Raw genomic sequence first — 15691 nt, forward strand, 5'->3', positions numbered from 1 at the left:
GGGACAAGCCTAGTTGGGGGAGCCGCGCGCGCCCCCGGCTTGCCCTCAGGAGGTCGTCTGGCCCTGCGCCCGCGCGGTGTCGTCGGCCACGTCCTCCTGGCTGCGGTTGGCCTCGAGGTTGGCCTTCGCGCGGTCGACCCGCTCCACGATCTGCACGGAGGCGCGGTCCCGCTCCTTGCGCAGCACCACCCAGCTGATCGGCGCCGAGAGCACCATGGAGAGCAGCAGGACCCACAGGAAGTTCGAGTCGCCGAAGCCGCGCGGGAAGATGCCCGAGTAGACGGCGCCCCAGACGACCACGAGGCAGCCCGCGAAGATTCCGAGGCGCATCAGCGTGTAGCGGAGCATCTCAATCCAGTCTTCCGATTACGAAAAGGGGCACCGTCCAGTGAAGCACGCCCGGCGACCGATCTTGGACGGGGGTGGGATGCGTGCGGAGCATCAGCGCAGTGGCAGGAGCATGGTGATGTCGTCCCGGTCGTCGCCGGGGGCGACGCGGATCGCGGCGGGGACCCGGCCGACCTCCTCGTAGCCACAGGAGCCGTAGAACCGCTCCAGGCCGTGGCCGCCCCGGCAGCCGAGCCGTATCGCGTCGACGCCCTCGAAGCCGCGGGCGGCGTCCTCGGCGGCGGCCAGCAGGTCGCGGCCGTACCCCTGGCCCTGGTGCTTGGGGTGCACCATCACCGTGTACAGCCACACCCAGTGCGTCATCAGCCGGTGCGTGTTGAAGGAGAAGAAGGCCGTCGCGACCACCCCGCCCGTCTCGTCCCGGCCGACCAGCAGCCGGTGGCGTCCCTCGGCCATCGCCGCGAGGTGCTTCACCAGCTCCGGGCGTACCTCCTCGCGCGTCACGGGGGCCACGAAGCCGACGGCGCCGCCCGCGTTGGAGACGTCGGTCCACAGGTCGAGAATGCCGTCGCGGAGGGCGGGGGTGAGGGCGGGGTCGAGAGTGAAGGTAAGGGGCATGGGCGGATGGTATCTATTACTTCATCGTTCGCACAGCCGATATCGCCGATACCAGGGCGGCTGTCGTCCGAGCGCCCGCGCGGCCACCCTCAGATCCGCCACCAGCCCCCGGTACGCGCCCTCCCGGTCCTCCGCCCGCAGCACCGCCGACGGATGCACGGTCGGCACCAGCCGCTCCGGCCGCCCGTGGATCTCCCGCTCCAGCACGGTCCCGCGCACCTCGGTCACCCGGAACGACGACCCGAGCAGCGCCTTCCCGGCGGTCGCGCCGAGCACCACGATCAGCTCCGGCTCCACCACCGCCAGCTCGGCTGCCAGCCAGGGGCCGCACGCGGTCATCTCGCGCAGGGTCGGCGCCTTGTGGATGCGGCGCTTGCGGGGCTCGGCCCGGGTGAACTTGAAGTGCTTGACGGCGTTGGTCACGTACGCCCCGCCGGGATCGATCCCGGCCTCCGCGAGCGCCTTGTCCAGCAGCTTCCCGGCGGGCCCCACGAAGGGCCTGCCCTGCCGGTCCTCCTGGTCGCCGGGCTGTTCGCCCACGAGCATCACGCGGGCGGGTGCGCTGCCCGCGCCGAAGACGGTCTGGGTGGCGTTCCGGTGCAGGGGGCAGCCGTGGCAGCAGGCGGCGGCCTCCCGGAGGTCGTCCAGGCCGGCGGCACGGTCCGGTACGAAGGGCTCGGCGGTGTAGGTCTCCTCAGGGGCCTTCGTGGTGGCCATGCCGGACGGGTACCCGTCCGGCAAACGGCGTCACGTCACACCCGCATCGGCTGCGGCGACTCCCGGCGCTCGGGGTCCGGGCCCTCGTACTCGCGGATGATCTCGTACCGCGTGTTGCGTTCCACCGGGCGGAAGCCGGCGTCCCGGATGAGGTCGAGGAGGTCCTCGCGGGTCAGCTTGTTCGGGGTGCCGTAGTTGTCGGCGTCGTGGGTGATCTTGTACTCGACGACCGAGCCGTCCATGTCGTCGGCGCCGTGCTGGAGGGCCAGCTGGGCGGTCTGCACGCCGTGCATCACCCAGAAGACCTTGACGTGCGGGACGTTGTCGAAGAGGAGGCGGGAGACCGCGAAGGTCTTGAGGGCCTCGGCACCGGTCGCCATCTGGGTCCGCGCCTGGAGGCGGTTGCGGACCTTGCCGTCCTGCATGTCCACGAAGTCGTGCTGGTAGCGCAGCGGGATGAAGACCTGGAAGCCGTTCGTCTCGTCCTGCAGCTCACGGAGGCGCAGGACGTGGTCGACGCGGTGGCGGGGCTCCTCGATGTGGCCGTACAGCATGGTGCACGGGGTCTTGAGACCCTTCTCGTGCGCCAGGCGGTGGATGCGCGACCAGTCCTCCCAGTGGGTGCGGTGGTCGACGATGTGCTGCCGGACCTCCCAGTCGAAGATCTCCGCGCCGCCGCCGGTGAGGGACTCCAGGCCGGCGTCGATGAGCTCGTCGAGGATCTCGGACGCGGACAGCCCCGAGATGGTCTCGAAGTGGTGGATCTCGGTGGCGGTGAAGGCCTTCAGCGAGACGTCCGGCAGGGCGGCCTTCAGCTCGCGCAGGGAGCGCGGGTAGTACCGCCAGGGGAGGTTGGGGTGCAGCCCGTTGACGATGTGCAGCTCGGTGAGGTTGTCCGACTCCATCGCCTTGGCGAGCTTCACCGCCTCCTCGATGCGCATCGTGTACGCGTCCTTCTCGCCCGGCTTGCGCTGGAACGAGCAGTAGGCGCAGGACGCCGTGCACACGTTGGTCATGTTGAGGTGCCGGTTGACGTTGAAGTGGACGACGTCGCCGTTCTTCCGCGTCCGCACCTCGTGGGCGAGGCCGCCGAGCCAGGCCAGGTCGTCCGACTCGTACAGCGCGATGCCGTCCTCGCGGGTCAGCCGCTCACCGGAGCGGACCTTCTCCTCCAGCTCGCGCTTGAGCCCGACGTCCATGCCAACACCTTTCCTAGACAGCGCGGCCAACGTTACTCCCCCACCCTTCGGGCGGGCGGTGCCCCCATACGGCGCTTCGCGCCTAGACCTCTTCCGGCAGCTCCCCGACCCGGTTCTCCCACTTCGTGGACAGCACGATGGTGGTACGGGTCCGCGAGACGCCCTTCGTCCCGCTGAGCCGGCGGATGGTCTTCTCCAGCCCGTCCACGTGCGGGGAGCGGACCTTGAGCATGAAGGAGTCGTCGCCCGCGATGAACCAGCAGTCCTCGATCTCCGGCAGGTCCTTCAGCCGGCCGGCCACGTCCTCGTGGTCGGCGGCGTCGGAGAGCGAGATGCCGATCAGGGCCGTGACTCCGAGGCCGAGGGAGGCGGAGTCGACGGTGGCCCGGTAGCCGGTGATGACGCCGGCCGCCTCCAGCCGGTTGATGCGGTCGGTGACGCTGGGTCCCGACAGGCCGACGAGGCGCCCCAGCTCCGCGTAGGAGGCCCGGCCGTTCTCCCTCAGGGCCTGGATGAGCTGCCTGTCCACCGCGTCCATGCGATCGAAGCCTTCCGGTGAAAAGTTCTTGGAGTGATGAGAGGTACTGCGTACCGCGTACTGCCAGTGACTCGACTTGCTCAGATGGCGCTCATGTCCCGCGGGTTGCGTCGCCGCCGCCCAGCTCCCCCTGCCAGCGGCGGTAGAGGCGGTGCTCCACGCCCGCCGCGTCGAGGACGCGTCCGGCGACGAAGTCCACCAGGTCCTGGATGTGGGTGGCGCCCGCGTAGAAGGCCGGGGAGGCGGGGACCACGGTGGCGCCCGCGTCGTCCAGCGCGACCAGGTGACGCAGCGTCTGCCCGTTCAGCGGGGTCTCCCGTACGGCCACGACGAGCGTGCGGCGCTCCTTGAGGGTGACGCTCGCGGCCCGTTGCAGCAGATCCTTCGACAGCCCGAGCGCGACCCCGGCCACACCGGCGGTGGAGGCGGGCACGATCAGCATGCCCTTCGCCGGGTACGACCCCGAGGACGGCCCTGCCGCCAGGTCCCCCGCGCTCCAGTACCGCACCCCCTCGACGTCCACCTCGAACGTGTCCGGCTTGCCGTCGGCCCCCCTGGCCAGCCATTCCCGAAGGTCGTCCTGCCAGTGCGCGTCCCGGAACGAGATCCCCGTCTCGTCCAGCAACGTGAGCCGTGACGCCCTCGACACCACGAGGTCGACCGACTCCCCCGCCTCCAGCAGCGCCCGCAGCACGGCAGCCGCGTACGGCGTCCCCGACGCTCCGGACACCCCCACGATCCAAGGCACGCGCTGCGTTTCTCCTGCGTTCACATCTTGAGCGTACCGGCGGGGCGAGCGGTGTTCAGGGCGGGTGGGGCGCTGTCGGGGGCGCTCGGCCGGGCCCGCGGGGAAACGGCCCCCACCCGATCGGGCTACACCGTGAGGCCGCGCACCAGCAGATCGAGCAGGGCGCACACGAACAGGGCGATCCCGATGAAGCCGTTGACCTGGAAGAACGCCCTGTTGAGGCGGGAGAGGTCATGGGGGCGGACGATCCGGTGCTCGTACACGAAGGCGCCCGCGACGACCAGCAGGCCCAGCCAGAAGAACGCGCCGGCGCCCGTGGCCACCCCGTACCAGACGAACAGGGCCGTGGTGATCGTGTGGCACACGCGCGCGCCCCACACGGCCGCCGGGATGCCGAAACGGGCCGGGACGGACATGACGCCGACCTCACGGTCGGTCTCGACGTCCTGGCAGGCGTAGATCAGGTCGAAGCCGCCGATCCAGACGCCGACGGCCAGACCGAGGATCACCGCGTTCCAGGACCACTCGCCGCTGATCGCGAGCCAGCCGCCGACCGGGCCCATCGCCTGGGCGAGGCCCAGGATGGCCTGGGGGAAGTTCGTGAAACGCTTGCCGTAGGGGTAGACCACCATCGGGATCACGGCGATGGGGGCCAGGGCCAGGCAGAGGGGGTTCAGCAGGGCCGCCGCGCCGAGGAAGACCACCAGGGCGATCAGGGCGCCCGTCCAGGCGTGCTTGACCGACATCGCGCCGGTGACGAGCTCCCGGTGGGCCGTGCGCGGGTTCCGGGCGTCGATCTCGCGGTCGATGATCCGGTTGACCGCCATCGCGAAGGTGCGCAGGCCCACCATGCAGACGGTGACCAGGAGCAGCCGGCCCCAGTGGATGTTCCGGTCCGCCTGGTACATCGCGGTGAGGGAGGCGATGTAGGCGAAGGGGAGCGCGAAGACGGAGTGCTCGATCATCACCAGGCGCAGGAACGCCTTGGTGCGTCCCGGCTGGGGGATCGCGGCTGACGCGCTGCTCACAGCCCGTACTCCTTCCAGCGGCGGTCCACCAGGGCCGCCGTATCCGGGTCCGACAGGACCATGTCCGGCCACCCCCCGTCCCGCGTGTACCCCTCCTCGGGCCACTTCTTCGTGGCGTCGATGCCTGCCTTGCCGCCCCAGAACTGCTGGTAGGAGGCGTGGTCGAGGTGGTCGACGGGGCCCTCGGCCACCGTGAGGTCGCGGGCGTAGTCGGTGTTGCCGAGGGCCCGCCAGGCGACCTCGTGGAGGTCGTGGACGTCGCAGTCGGAGTCGACGACCACGATCAGCTTGGTGAGCGACATCATGTGTGCCCCCCAGATCGCGTGCATCACCTTCTGCGCGTGCTTGGGGTACTTCTTGTCGATCGAGACGATCGCGCAGTTGTGGAAGCCGCCGGCCTCGGGCAGGTGGTAGTCCACGATGTCCGGGACGATGATCTTCAGCAGGGGGAGGAAGAAGCGCTCCGTCGCGCGGCCGAGGGGGCCGTCCTCCGTCGGGGGCCTGCCGACGACGATCGACTGGAGCAGGGGGCGGCGGCGCATCGTCACGCAGTCGATCTTCAGCGCGGGGAACGGTTCCTGCGGGGTGTAGAAGCCGGTGTGGTCGCCGAAGGGGCCCTCGGGGAGCATCTCGCCGGGCTCCAGCCAGCCCTCCAGTACGACTTCGGCGTTCGCCGGGACCTGGAGCGGGACCGTCTTGCAGTCGACCATCTCGATGCGCTTGCCCGCGATGAACCCGGCGAAGAGGTACTCGTCGATGTCGCCCGGGAGGGGGGCGGTGGAGGCGTAGGTGACGGCAGGGGGGCAGCCGAAGGCGATCGCGACCGGGAGGCGTTCGCCCTTGCGGGCCGCTACCTGGTAGTGGTTGCGGCTGTCCTTGTGGATCTGCCAGTGCATGCCGATGGTGCGCTTGTCGTGGCGCTGGAGGCGGTACAGGCCGAGGTTGCGGATGCCGGTCTCGGGGTCCTTGGTGTGGGTGAGCCCCAGGTTGAAGAAGGAGCCGCCGTCCTTGGGCCAGGTGAACAGCGCGGGGAGCCGGTCGAGGTCCACCTCGTCGCCGTGCAGGACGACTTCCTGCACGGGCGCGCCCGCGGACTTCACCTTCTTCGGCGGTACGTGCGCCATCGCGCCGAGCTTGCCGAAGGCCTCGCGCACACCGACGAAGCCGTGCGGCAGTTCGGGGCGCAGCAGGCCGCCGATCTTGTCGCTGATCTCGCCGTACGACTTCAGGCCGAGCGCCTTCAGCAGCCGGCGGTCGGTGCCGAAGACGTTCATCGCCAACGGCATCGCGGAGCCCTTCACGTTCTCGAAGAGCAGGGCGGGGCCGCCGGACTTCTGCACCCGGTCGACGATCTCCCCGACCTCCAGGTACGGGTCGACCTCGGCCTTGATGCGCTTGAGGTCTCCCTCGCGCTCCAGTGCCCTGAGCAGGGAGCGAAGATCGTCGTAAGCCATGCGTCCCAGTATCGCGGAGGCCCGTCCGCGCCCGACGCGCGCCCCGCTCGGAGCGGCGCCGCGCCATGTCGGCGGGCTGCACCGGGCCGGGTTCGGGAACCGGATCGGCCTGCCGCCCGCGCATGTCGTCGGGGTGACGGCGCATCCGGGTGCTCACCGGTCCCGCGGTGAGTCGTACGGCGCCCGGCGGGGAGCGCGGTGGCCGGCACCAGGGCGGTCACCGGCTGCTGTTGCTGCCGGTCGGCGGCGGGCCGTACCGTCGCGATCACTACGAGGCCGACGCCTCGGCCCGTTCACCGTCCCGCCCTCGGACGCGGAGGCGCTCCTCCACCGCTGCCGGGTGCGGGGGCCTCCCCCCTTGTCGGCCGCCCGCGGGGACGGGTTCCGGCCACCCGCTACCCTGGCCCGGTCATCGGGGCCGTCCCACTTCACGAGGAGATCGCACACCCATGCTCAGGTATCTGCCGCTCCTGCTGGTCCTGGCGCTGTGGATCTACGCCTTCGTGGACTGCCTCAACACCCCCGAGGAGGAGGTGCGCGCGCTGCCGAAGGTGATCTGGGTGATCGTCATCCTGCTCTTCGGCGAGGTGCTCGTCGGCCCGGTCGCCTGGCTGATCGCCGGCAAGAACCGCGGCGCCCGTGCGGGCGTCCCGGGCCTGGCCGGACGCGGGGGCGAGGGCGGGGGCCGCTGGGTGGCGCCCGACGACAACCCCGAGTTCCTCAAGTCCCTGAACAAGGACGACCCCAAGGGGGACTGACACCGGGACCGCGTCACGGCAGCGTCTTGATGCGTGCCGAGGTCAGGGCCCGGGCGAAGACCCGGACGTCCTTGATGGCGCCGGGGAAGAAGTCGGTGGGCCTGCCGCCGTACTTCGCGCGGCCTATCACCAGGGGGCCGGTGGCGGCGGTCGGCTTGGTGTCGGTGATCGCCGCTTCCTGCACGCCGTTGACGTAGAGCCGCAGCTTGCCGGCGGCGGCGTCGCAGACGCCGACCAGGTGGGTCCAGGTGGCCGCGGCGGGGACCGTGTAGCCGACCGCGCGCCGGCCGGGGCGGGCGAAGGCCCAGCGTTTCTCCTCGCTCGAGTACTGGAGGAAGAAGCCGCTGTCACCGCTGTCGGCGGTGGTCTCCTCCTGGCTGACGGCGGTGGCGAAGAAGCCCGGCACGGCGGACAGGCAGACCCAGGCCGAGACCGTGAAGCCGTGCCCGGCGCCGGTCCTGAGCACCGGGCCCGCGGTGACGACCTGGCTGGTCTTTCCGTCGAACTCGGCGGCGCCGTCCTTGCCGGAACGCCACCCCGGTGTCCCTGGCGAGCGTGCCGGAGGTCTCGTCGAGCGGCCAGACACCGATCGCCGACCCCCGCGGGCGGGCGGCTGCCGACGGAGCGGCGCCGCCTGGGGCAGGCACCCGGTCGGGACCCTTGCCGGCGTCTTCCTCGCCGAGCACGGACCGGCCGAACCAGAACGCGCCCCCGGTCCCGACCGCGGCGACCGCGCCGACTCCGCCGAGCAGGAAGGCACGGCGGGTCCCCGACGGAGCGCGGGTCGTCCGGCTCCAGCGCTGCCACAAAAGCCTCCCGGCGTACGTGCTCTGCCTGTGCGGGCACGCCCAGCATAGGGGCAGCCGCCAGGCCTCCCGCGGCTCAACTCTGCACACGAGCCTCACAGTTGACCACCGATTCCGGCTTGCACCGGAAGCCACTTCGAGTGGTTAATGACCACCGGACAGTGATGGGCCGCGTAAGGGGCCGTGTCATCACCCATGCCTCAGGGGGACGCATGAGCAGTACGGAACCACCGGCTACACAACCACAGCCGCAACCACCGGGCCAGTTCGACATCCCGGCGCCGCCCGCCCAGCCGCCGCGGACGGTGACGGCCGTCGACCTGCGGGTCGGCAAACGGCTGCTGTGGGTCGGCGGGGCGGCGTATCCGCTGGAGAACATCACGCGGGTCCACACCTTCCTGCTGAAGCCGAAGCGTCAGGAAGCCACCGTGCTCTTCCTGAAGCGTCTGGGGATCATCCTGTCGGTGGCCTGCGCCCTGACGATCCTCGGCGGCATCACGGGCATCGCGAGCCAGGACACGGCCAGTGGGATCATCACGTTCGTGTGGCTGGGCTCGGTGGCCGCGCTGGTCTTCAGCGTGGTCGAGCTGTTCTCCGTGCTGACGGCGCCGACGCAGTACGTCCTGGCCGTGGAGACGTCCGGCCCGTCCATCGCCGTGGTGACGAGCCCCGACCCGCACCAGCTGGACGCGCTGGTCGGTTCCATCGTGCACGCGATCGAGCATCCCGACACCGAGTTCCAGGTCAGGGTGGACCGCATCATGGTCAACCCCAAGAACTACTACTTCGGAGACAACGTCAACATGTACGGCGGTACGGGCAACGTGGGGGTGGGGCACGCGTGAGCGGCGACAACTACTACTTCGGCGACAGCGTGAACATGCACGGCGGGCAGGGCAACACGGGCATCGTCAAGAACAAGACGGTGACCGCCGCCCCCGCCGCCTCCCCGGAGTTGGAGGCCGCGGTCCGCGAACTGGTCGCGCTGGTGGCGGAGTTGCGCACACAGGTCGCGCCGGCCAGTGCCCAGGCGATCGACGACTCCCTGCCGGCGATCACGGCCGACCCCGCCGCACCGGCACAGCAGCGGCACGGAGCGCTGATGGCCGTCGCGGGTATCGCGGCGACCGTCGGGGCGGTGGGCCAGCCGGTCGTCGAGGCGGTCAACAAGATCCTTCAGCTGCTCGGCTCGTAACGCTCAACGCTCGGCACGGGCGGGCTCCCGTCCCCAGGGCCGCTCCAGGAGGAGAGTGGGGGCATGGAGCAGGCACAAGCACGGATCTGGCTCGCCACCGCCGTCGCCGAGGCCCGGACCGGGCTCGCCGAGGGCGGTATCCCGATCGGGGCCGCGCTCTACGGCGCCGACGGCGCCCTCCTCGGCCGCGGTCACAACCGCCGGGTGCAGGACGGCGACCCCTCGGCGCACGCGGAGACGGCGGCCTTCCGCGCGGCGGGACGGCAGCGGACGTACCGGGGCACGACGATGGTGACCACACTCTCGCCGTGCTGGTACTGCTCGGGTCTGGTCCGGCAGTTCGGCATCTCGCGGGTGGTGGTCGGCGAGGCGGTCACCTTCCCCGGCGGGCACGACTGGCTCGCCGGGAACGGAGTGGAGGTGGTCCTCCTCGACGACCCGGAGTGCACGGCGATGATGCGCGACTTCATCGCTGAGAACCCGGCTCTGTGGAATGAGGACATCGGACGTGACATCGGCAGCGACATCCGCGGTGACTGAGCCCCGCATCCCCACCATCGACCTCCGGCCCTGGCGGCACGGTGATCCGGACGCCCGCGCCCGGATCGCCCGTACCGTCGACGAGGCCCTCCAGACCGCCGGGTTCCTGCTGGTCAGCGGGCACGGGGTGGCGCCGGGGCTGCGGGAGCGGATCCGGGCGGCGGCGCGGGCGTTCTTCACGCTGCCCGCCGAGGTGAAGCAGGCGTACGAGGCGAGGGTCGGCGGGCGCGGCTGGCTGGGGCCGGGCGCGGAGGCCAACGCGTACGCCGAGGGGACCGAGACACCACCGGACCTGAAGGAATCGCTGACCTTCGCCACGCACGAGCCGTTCGAGGATCCGGTGGTCAACGCGGAGTGGTACGCGCCCAACGTGTGGCCCGCCGAAGTGCCCGAGCTGCGGGCCCTGTGCGAGGAGTACCTCGGGAGGATGGCCGGGCTGGAGAAGGAGCTGCTGTCCCTGCTCGGGTACGCGCTCGGGGTCGAGCCGGACTTCTTCAGCAGGCACATGGACCACCCGACGTACGGCTTCAACGTCAACTGGTACCCCGGGTCCGACGTGATCGGCGAGGCTCGGCCGGGGCAGTTCCGGATCGGGCCGCACACCGACTTCGGGACGGTCACCATCCTGGACCGGCAGGCCGGCAAGGGCGGGCTCCAGGTGTACACGGACCCCTCGCAGGGCGGGGGCGGCTGGGAGGACGCGCCCTACGACCCGGCCGCGCTCACCATCAACATCGGTGATCTGCTGGCCCGTTGGACCGGTGACCGGTGGCGGTCCGGGCGGCACCGGGTGCTGCCGCCGCCCGTGGACGCGCCCGCCGAGGAGCTGATGTCGCTCGTGTACTTCGGGGAGTGCACGCCGGGGACGCTGGTGGAGTCCGTGCCCGCGCCGGTGGGGCGGGTGGCGTATCCGCCCGTCGATTCGCATGTTTATCTGCGGGCGAAGCTGGATTCGATCACCGTCGGCTGACGATCCGGGCACATTCGTAACCCAACGGACATCACGCGATCTGGCCGGAAGCAACTGTCCCTTCTTACACTGGAGTTCGAGGGGGGATGCGGTGCACAGACGTCTGCATGGGCGTGGGGCCCTGTTCGACACGGATCCGGCCGGACTCGCTCCGCGGCTGGTGGGCCTGCGCCCGTACCAGCATCGCGCGCATCCGGTCGAGCATCCCAGGGAGCTGCCCCTCGTCCTGCTCACGGGGGCCCGGGGGCTGGGCAAGAGCTCGGTGCTCGGGGAGTTGCGGGAGGCGTACAAGGGGCACACGCCGGTCGCGTTGATCGACTGTGCCGACGCGCAGTTCGCCGGTCCGCCCGCGGAGCGGCCCGCCGAGTCCTGGTCGCCGGTGGCGCAGGGGCTGCTCGTGATCGCCGAGCAGCTCGCCGAGCCGGTGACCGGCGCCGGGCGGATCCAGTTCCCGCGGCTGATGTCGGGCCTGGTCGCAGTGGCGGCGAGCGGCTGGGGCGACGCCGACTCGGAGCGGATCCGGCGGGAGGTCGAGCGGATCCTGCTGCTGAACGAGAGCGGGTCGTGGATCAGCGGCTTCGCCGGCCGGTGGGCCGGGAAGGTGGCGGCGAAGGTCGTGGCCGCCGCCACCGGGACCGGGCCGCTGCTGTCCGGGGCGATCGAGGCCACCCTGGAGTCGGTCGCGGAGGGGTTCACGCACCGGCGGCACCAGAAGGCGTCCGTGTGGTACCGCTCGTACCCGAACGCGGGCGGGCACGCCCAGCGCGGGCTGATGCTGCTGGCGGGGCACTTCCGGGCGGGCGGCACCTCCCGGGAGCACGCCGAGCGGTATCTCGTACGGGCCCTGCTCGCCGACCTGGCGGAGGCGTACGCGGGGATGCTGCCGCGCATGCAGCGCCTGGGCCGGCCGCTGGTGCTGGTCGACAACGCGCAGAGCGCGCCGGGTCCGGGGCTCGTCGACGCCGTGCTGCGGGACCGGGCCGAGGGCATCGCCGACCAGGTGGTGTTCGTCGGCGCCCGGCGCGGCGACGGGCGGGAGGCGCTGCGCAACGCCGCCCGCCGCGGCCTGCCCGAGCTGGCCCGGCGCAGCGACTGGGCCCCGGACGCGGCCGTGCCGTCCTCCCGGGCGCTGCTGGTGTCGCTGCCGCCGCTCAGTCCCGACGACACCCTGCACATCGTCGGCGCGGTCTGCGACGAGCTCCCGGTGCCGCCCCAACTACCGCACGCCACCCACCGGTTGACCGGCGGCAACCCGCTGGGCATCGCCCTGCTCGCCGAGTCGGCCGCGCAGCACCTGCCCGGGGCCACGTCCCTCGGGGAGCTGCTCACCGCCGAGGTACGGCTGCACGAGGACCACGACGCAGCGCCCGCCTACCGCGAGCTCCTCGACCGGCTGGTGCCCGACGACCGCCTGGACGAACTGACCGTGCTGGCCGCCGCCCACGACCACGACTCGGCCTGCGCGCTGGCCGCCGCGCTGCTCCCGGACGACTTCGGCCCGGCGGACGTACGGGCCCTGCAGACCCGGCTCGCCCAGGAGGGACTGCCGGGCACCCCCGGGCACTTCGTCGGCGACCCCTTCGTACGGACCCTGCTGCTGCTCCGGCTGCATCTGCGGGACGCCGACCACAGCGGCTGGCGCACGGCCCACGAGACCCTGGTCGCGCACTACGCGCCGGACGGCGCGGCGGAGCCCGGCCGCGCCCGCTACCGGCTGCACCACGAACTCGCCCTGGGCGCGGCGGACTCGGCGGTCGCCCATCTGCGCGACACCTTCCCCACCGCCGGCACCCGCGCCTGGCTGCGCACCCTCCGTTTCGTCGCCGCCGCGCCCTACTTCCACGCGCACGACGCCGAGGGCCGCGACTTCACCGGCCGGGGCGACCGGCGGGCCGCCGTGGCGCTGGGCCGCACGGACACCGACCTGGCGGTGCCGGAGGGCGTGGACGGCGTACTGCACCTGCGGGTACGGCGGTTGCTGCACGCGGTGTGGCAGCTGGCCGATCCGCTGGTGCTGCCCGACCCCAGGGTCTGCGACCGGCTGCGGTTCGAGCTGGAGCAGCTGTCGAATCTGCGGCCGGCGGGCAACGCGCTGCTGTGGCGGGCCTCCCGGGACTGGCCGGCGGCCGCGCTCGCCGGGCGCCCGCCGGACACCTGGGACGACGAGGAAGACGGCGACGGCACAGGCGACCCGGACGACCCGAGCGGGGAGGCGTGATGGCGCGCACAGGCGTGGGCACGTGGGTGCGCGAGGGTGTCTGGGAGATCCCGCTGCGCCGCTATCTGGCGCTGCTGGTGACGGCGGCCCTGCTGACCGGCCTGGTCTTCGCGGTGCGGACGCTCGCGCACGACGACCGGTCCTGCGCGCCCGGGGTGGTGCGGCCGGAGGGCAGCGACGAGTGCGTGGGCGTGGCGACGGGTGCGTACGACTTCGGGCGGCCCCAGCTCCGGGACGCGGTGCGGGCCATCGACCGGGAGAACCGGCGGCTGAAGAGCGGCACGTACGTGACGGTGGCCCTGATGCTGCCGTACACCTCGACCGCTCCGGCGAACCTGGCCGACATCCAGCACCAGTTGCAGGGCGCCTATCTGGCTCAGTACCAGGCCAACCACAACTCCAACGGCGGGACCCCGGCGATCCGGCTGCTGCTCGCCAACTCCGGTGCGACCGGGGGCCACTGGCAGCACACGGTGGACCAGCTGGGCCGGATGACGAAGACCGCCGACCGGCTGCGGGCGGTCGCGGGGATCGGGCAGAGCACCGACAACAACAAGAAGGCCGTCGCGGAGCTGACCCGGCGCGGGATCCCGGTGGTCGGCTCGTCCATCACCGCCGACGACCTGGCCAACGGGCAGGGCGGCAAGAACCCCTTCCCCGGGCTGGCCCGCGTCTCGCCGACCAACACCGACGAGGCCCGGGCGCTGACCTCGTTCGCGAAGGTCGGCGCGGGCAAGGCGCTGCTGGTGTACGACAATCCCGGGGACCCGTACACACGGACGCTGCAGAGCGCGTTCACGACGCTGCTGAAGGGTTCGCGGTACGAGCCGCGGCCGTTCTACCCGCCCGCCGACCGCAGCAAGGAGGGCACCACCGCCAACACGTTCTGGGAGATCACGCAGATCCTGTGCTCCACGCCCAGGACGACGGACACGATCCTGTTCGCGGGCCGGCACACCCAGCTACGGCAGTTCATCAACGCGCTCGGCCAACGCGGCTGCGAGGACCGCAAGTTCACCCTGCTCACCGGGGACGAGGGCTCGTACCTGACCGGCGACAAGAAGCTGGACCACGGCGCCCTGGAGCACAACCTCTCCGTGCGGTACACCTCCCTCGCCCATCCGGACGCCTGGGCCGGGGTTCCGGCGACGGCCACCGGCGGGTCGGCCAAGGACGCGCGGGACCTGGCGGAGCTGGTGGTCGACGGCAAGCGGGGGCCGGTCGGGCCGATCGGCTCGGTGGCCCTGGACGACGGCCAGCTGATCATCGGCTACGACGCCGTACGGCTGGCCGTGCGCGGCGTCCGCATGGCCACGCACGGCGGTACGGCGACCCCGACGCTGGCTGCGGTGGGCCACGAGTGGACCCAGGTGCAGGGGGCGCTGCGGCTGGGCGGGGCGAGCGGCTGGATCTGTCTGGACGCGCACGGCAATCCGTACGACAAGGCGGTGCCGATCGTGGAGCTCGTGCCCGAGGGCGGTTCCCGTTTCGTGAAGACGGCCTGGCCGGAGGGGAAGCCGCCGGGGAAGGAGTGTCTGCCGCCGTCCTAGGAGGCCTCGGCGGTCTCCCCCATATGTTCGATCAAAAGTTCGAATCGAGCCCGCCAGTCCGGTCCCGTCTCCCCGTCGTCCTGGAACTCGTGGGTGAACCGCAGCGCGGTCCCGCCCTCCTCGTCCCGCTCCAGATGGAAGCGGACGCGTCCGCCGCCCTCCACGGTGTACTCGGCGACCCGGTCCACGTCCCACGCGGTGACCTCCCCGGCCCCCAGCCCGCGCAGCGCGACGGTCCCGCCGAGCCGCGGTTCCAGCACGTCGACGTCCCCGAACCAGCCGGCCAGCCCCTCCGGCGTGGCGAGCGCCGGCCAGACCTTCTCGACGGGCCGGGGAAGCCGTATCAGGAAGTGCACGATGTGCGTGTTCCCATGGGTCTGGCTGGTGCCCTGTTCGATGGAACCGGTCATGACACCAGCCTGACCCGTGGCCGAGGGTTGCGCACCCGGTTACGGGCGTCGCCGTCAGCGACTCACGCGCGAGTTAAGTCATGGACATGATCCGCGACGGATCAGTATCGTGCTCCCCGACCAGTCTGTCGGTCATCCACGACCGACGGCGCGCGGCCGGCCTGACCAGCCGGCCCGAACAGAGGGGGATCTTGTGTTCAACAGGAAGACGCTCGGCAAGAGGAAGCTCACCTCGGTCCTCTCGACGCCGCTGCTGCTCGGCGGCATCGCCGTGGCCGCGCCCATCGCCGTGGCCACCCCGGCCAGCGCCGCGGTGCACGGCTGCGGGTTCCACCAGATCAACACCTACTCGATCAGTCAGACCTGCCACTACGGCCCGGGAGAGCAGCGGCTCAAGATCCTCTGCACCGACGGCATCAACGGCGACACGTACACCGTCTGGGGTCCGTGGAAGCAGTGGTACCAGAAATCCGTGGCCGCGTGCGGCGCGCCCCAGCGGACCACCGCGAAGTTCCTCGACACGCAGGTCAGGGACTGACCCACAGGCCGGACAGGCTCTAGTCATATTGATCACGAGCGTTGTTGACACCGGCC

At 71.5% G+C, this 15691-nt stretch carries 18 protein-coding genes; 8 read left to right on the forward strand and 10 right to left on the reverse strand.

All coding sequences use genetic code 11. The features are described from left to right. Positions 1 to 45 precede the first annotated feature (45 nt). From ACH45E_RS36595 to ACH45E_RS36630, 8 genes are all read right to left on the reverse strand, one after another. Positions 46 to 348, reverse strand: a complete 303-nt coding sequence (locus ACH45E_RS36595) for a DUF4229 domain-containing protein (protein ID WP_361449481.1) — start codon at positions 346 to 348, stop codon at positions 46 to 48. 93 nt (positions 349 to 441) lie between these two features. After that, positions 442 to 966 carry a GNAT family N-acetyltransferase gene (locus ACH45E_RS36600; RefSeq protein WP_361449478.1) on the reverse strand — a complete coding sequence of 175 codons (525 nt, stop codon included), beginning with the start codon at positions 964 to 966 and terminating at the stop codon, positions 442 to 444. A gap of 21 nt (positions 967 to 987) precedes the next feature. After that, positions 988 to 1683 (reverse strand): UdgX family uracil-DNA binding protein, encoded by a 696-nt coding sequence (locus ACH45E_RS36605; RefSeq protein WP_361449475.1) that lies wholly within the window; start codon positions 1681 to 1683, stop codon positions 988 to 990. A gap of 35 nt (positions 1684 to 1718) precedes the next feature. Then, the gene (gene mqnE / locus ACH45E_RS36610) at positions 1719 to 2882 is read right to left on the reverse strand and encodes an aminofutalosine synthase MqnE (RefSeq protein WP_361449472.1); all 1164 of its coding nucleotides are present in this window, start codon (positions 2880 to 2882) and stop codon (positions 1719 to 1721) included. An 82-nt stretch (positions 2883 to 2964) separates the two neighbouring features. Then, positions 2965 to 3420 carry an Lrp/AsnC family transcriptional regulator gene (locus tag ACH45E_RS36615; protein ID WP_361449469.1) on the reverse strand — a complete coding sequence of 152 codons (456 nt, stop codon included), beginning with the start codon at positions 3418 to 3420 and terminating at the stop codon, positions 2965 to 2967. A gap of 91 nt (positions 3421 to 3511) precedes the next feature. Continuing rightward, entirely contained in the window at positions 3512 to 4168 is a 657-nt protein-coding gene (locus ACH45E_RS36620) for a UbiX family flavin prenyltransferase (protein ID WP_361449466.1), read from the reverse strand. A 125-nt stretch (positions 4169 to 4293) separates the two neighbouring features. Beyond that, the gene (gene mqnP / locus ACH45E_RS36625; protein ID WP_361449463.1) at positions 4294 to 5196 is read right to left on the reverse strand and encodes a menaquinone biosynthesis prenyltransferase MqnP; all 903 of its coding nucleotides are present in this window, start codon (positions 5194 to 5196) and stop codon (positions 4294 to 4296) included. Beyond that, entirely contained in the window at positions 5193 to 6650 is a 1458-nt protein-coding gene (locus ACH45E_RS36630; RefSeq protein WP_361449460.1) for a menaquinone biosynthesis decarboxylase, read from the reverse strand. Before ACH45E_RS36630 ends, mqnP begins: the two co-directional genes overlap by 4 nt. A 449-nt stretch (positions 6651 to 7099) precedes the next feature. Here ACH45E_RS36630 and ACH45E_RS36635 point away from each other — a divergent pair, with 449 nt between their 5' ends. After that, the gene (locus ACH45E_RS36635; RefSeq protein ID WP_361449457.1) at positions 7100 to 7408 is read left to right on the forward strand and encodes a PLD nuclease N-terminal domain-containing protein; all 309 of its coding nucleotides are present in this window, start codon (positions 7100 to 7102) and stop codon (positions 7406 to 7408) included. A 13-nt stretch (positions 7409 to 7421) separates the two neighbouring features. Here the strand turns inward: ACH45E_RS36635 and ACH45E_RS36640 are convergent, their stop codons facing one another. Continuing rightward, positions 7422 to 7994 (reverse strand): LamG domain-containing protein, encoded by a 573-nt coding sequence (locus ACH45E_RS36640; RefSeq protein WP_361449454.1) that lies wholly within the window; start codon positions 7992 to 7994, stop codon positions 7422 to 7424. Between the two features lie 432 nt (positions 7995 to 8426). Between ACH45E_RS36640 and ACH45E_RS36645 the strand changes: the two genes are divergently transcribed. The 6 genes from ACH45E_RS36645 to ACH45E_RS36670 all read left to right on the forward strand — a co-directional run bounded on the left by ACH45E_RS36645 (position 8427) and on the right by ACH45E_RS36670 (position 14687). After that, on the forward strand, positions 8427 to 9059 hold the full coding sequence (locus tag ACH45E_RS36645) for a DUF6232 family protein (protein ID WP_361449451.1): 633 nt from the start codon (positions 8427 to 8429) through the stop codon (positions 9057 to 9059). Continuing rightward, positions 9056 to 9409: a hypothetical protein gene (locus tag ACH45E_RS36650; protein ID WP_361449448.1), complete on the forward strand. Its 354-nt coding sequence runs from the start codon at positions 9056 to 9058 to the stop codon at positions 9407 to 9409. The genes ACH45E_RS36645 and ACH45E_RS36650 overlap by 4 nt, the downstream gene beginning before the upstream one ends. A gap of 63 nt (positions 9410 to 9472) precedes the next feature. After that, positions 9473 to 9949 (forward strand): nucleoside deaminase, encoded by a 477-nt coding sequence (locus ACH45E_RS36655; protein ID WP_361449445.1) that lies wholly within the window; start codon positions 9473 to 9475, stop codon positions 9947 to 9949. Next, complete coding sequence (locus tag ACH45E_RS36660) at positions 9903 to 10919, forward strand: 2-oxoglutarate and iron-dependent oxygenase domain-containing protein (protein WP_361449442.1); 1017 nt, start codon at positions 9903 to 9905, stop codon at positions 10917 to 10919. The genes ACH45E_RS36655 and ACH45E_RS36660 overlap by 47 nt, the downstream gene beginning before the upstream one ends. A 91-nt stretch (positions 10920 to 11010) precedes the next feature. Further along, positions 11011 to 13137, forward strand: coding sequence for a hypothetical protein (locus ACH45E_RS36665; RefSeq protein WP_361449439.1), 2127 nt, complete (start codon positions 11011 to 11013; stop codon positions 13135 to 13137). Further along, positions 13137 to 14687, forward strand: coding sequence for a hypothetical protein (locus tag ACH45E_RS36670; RefSeq protein ID WP_361449436.1), 1551 nt, complete (start codon positions 13137 to 13139; stop codon positions 14685 to 14687). The genes ACH45E_RS36665 and ACH45E_RS36670 overlap by 1 nt, the downstream gene beginning before the upstream one ends. Here the strand turns inward: ACH45E_RS36670 and ACH45E_RS36675 are convergent. Continuing rightward, positions 14684 to 15097: an SRPBCC domain-containing protein gene (locus ACH45E_RS36675; RefSeq protein WP_361449433.1), complete on the reverse strand. Its 414-nt coding sequence runs from the start codon at positions 15095 to 15097 to the stop codon at positions 14684 to 14686. The two genes, ACH45E_RS36670 and ACH45E_RS36675, sit on opposite strands and share 4 nt — an antisense overlap. A gap of 193 nt (positions 15098 to 15290) precedes the next feature. Between ACH45E_RS36675 and ACH45E_RS36680 the strand changes: the two genes are divergently transcribed. Next, on the forward strand, positions 15291 to 15635 hold the full coding sequence (locus ACH45E_RS36680) for a hypothetical protein (RefSeq protein ID WP_361449430.1): 345 nt from the start codon (positions 15291 to 15293) through the stop codon (positions 15633 to 15635). Positions 15636 to 15691: the final 56 nt, after the last annotated feature.

Source organism: Streptomyces sp. NPDC020299 (assembly GCF_044387825.1).
Taxonomy (GTDB): domain Bacteria; phylum Actinomycetota; class Actinomycetes; order Streptomycetales; family Streptomycetaceae; genus Streptomyces.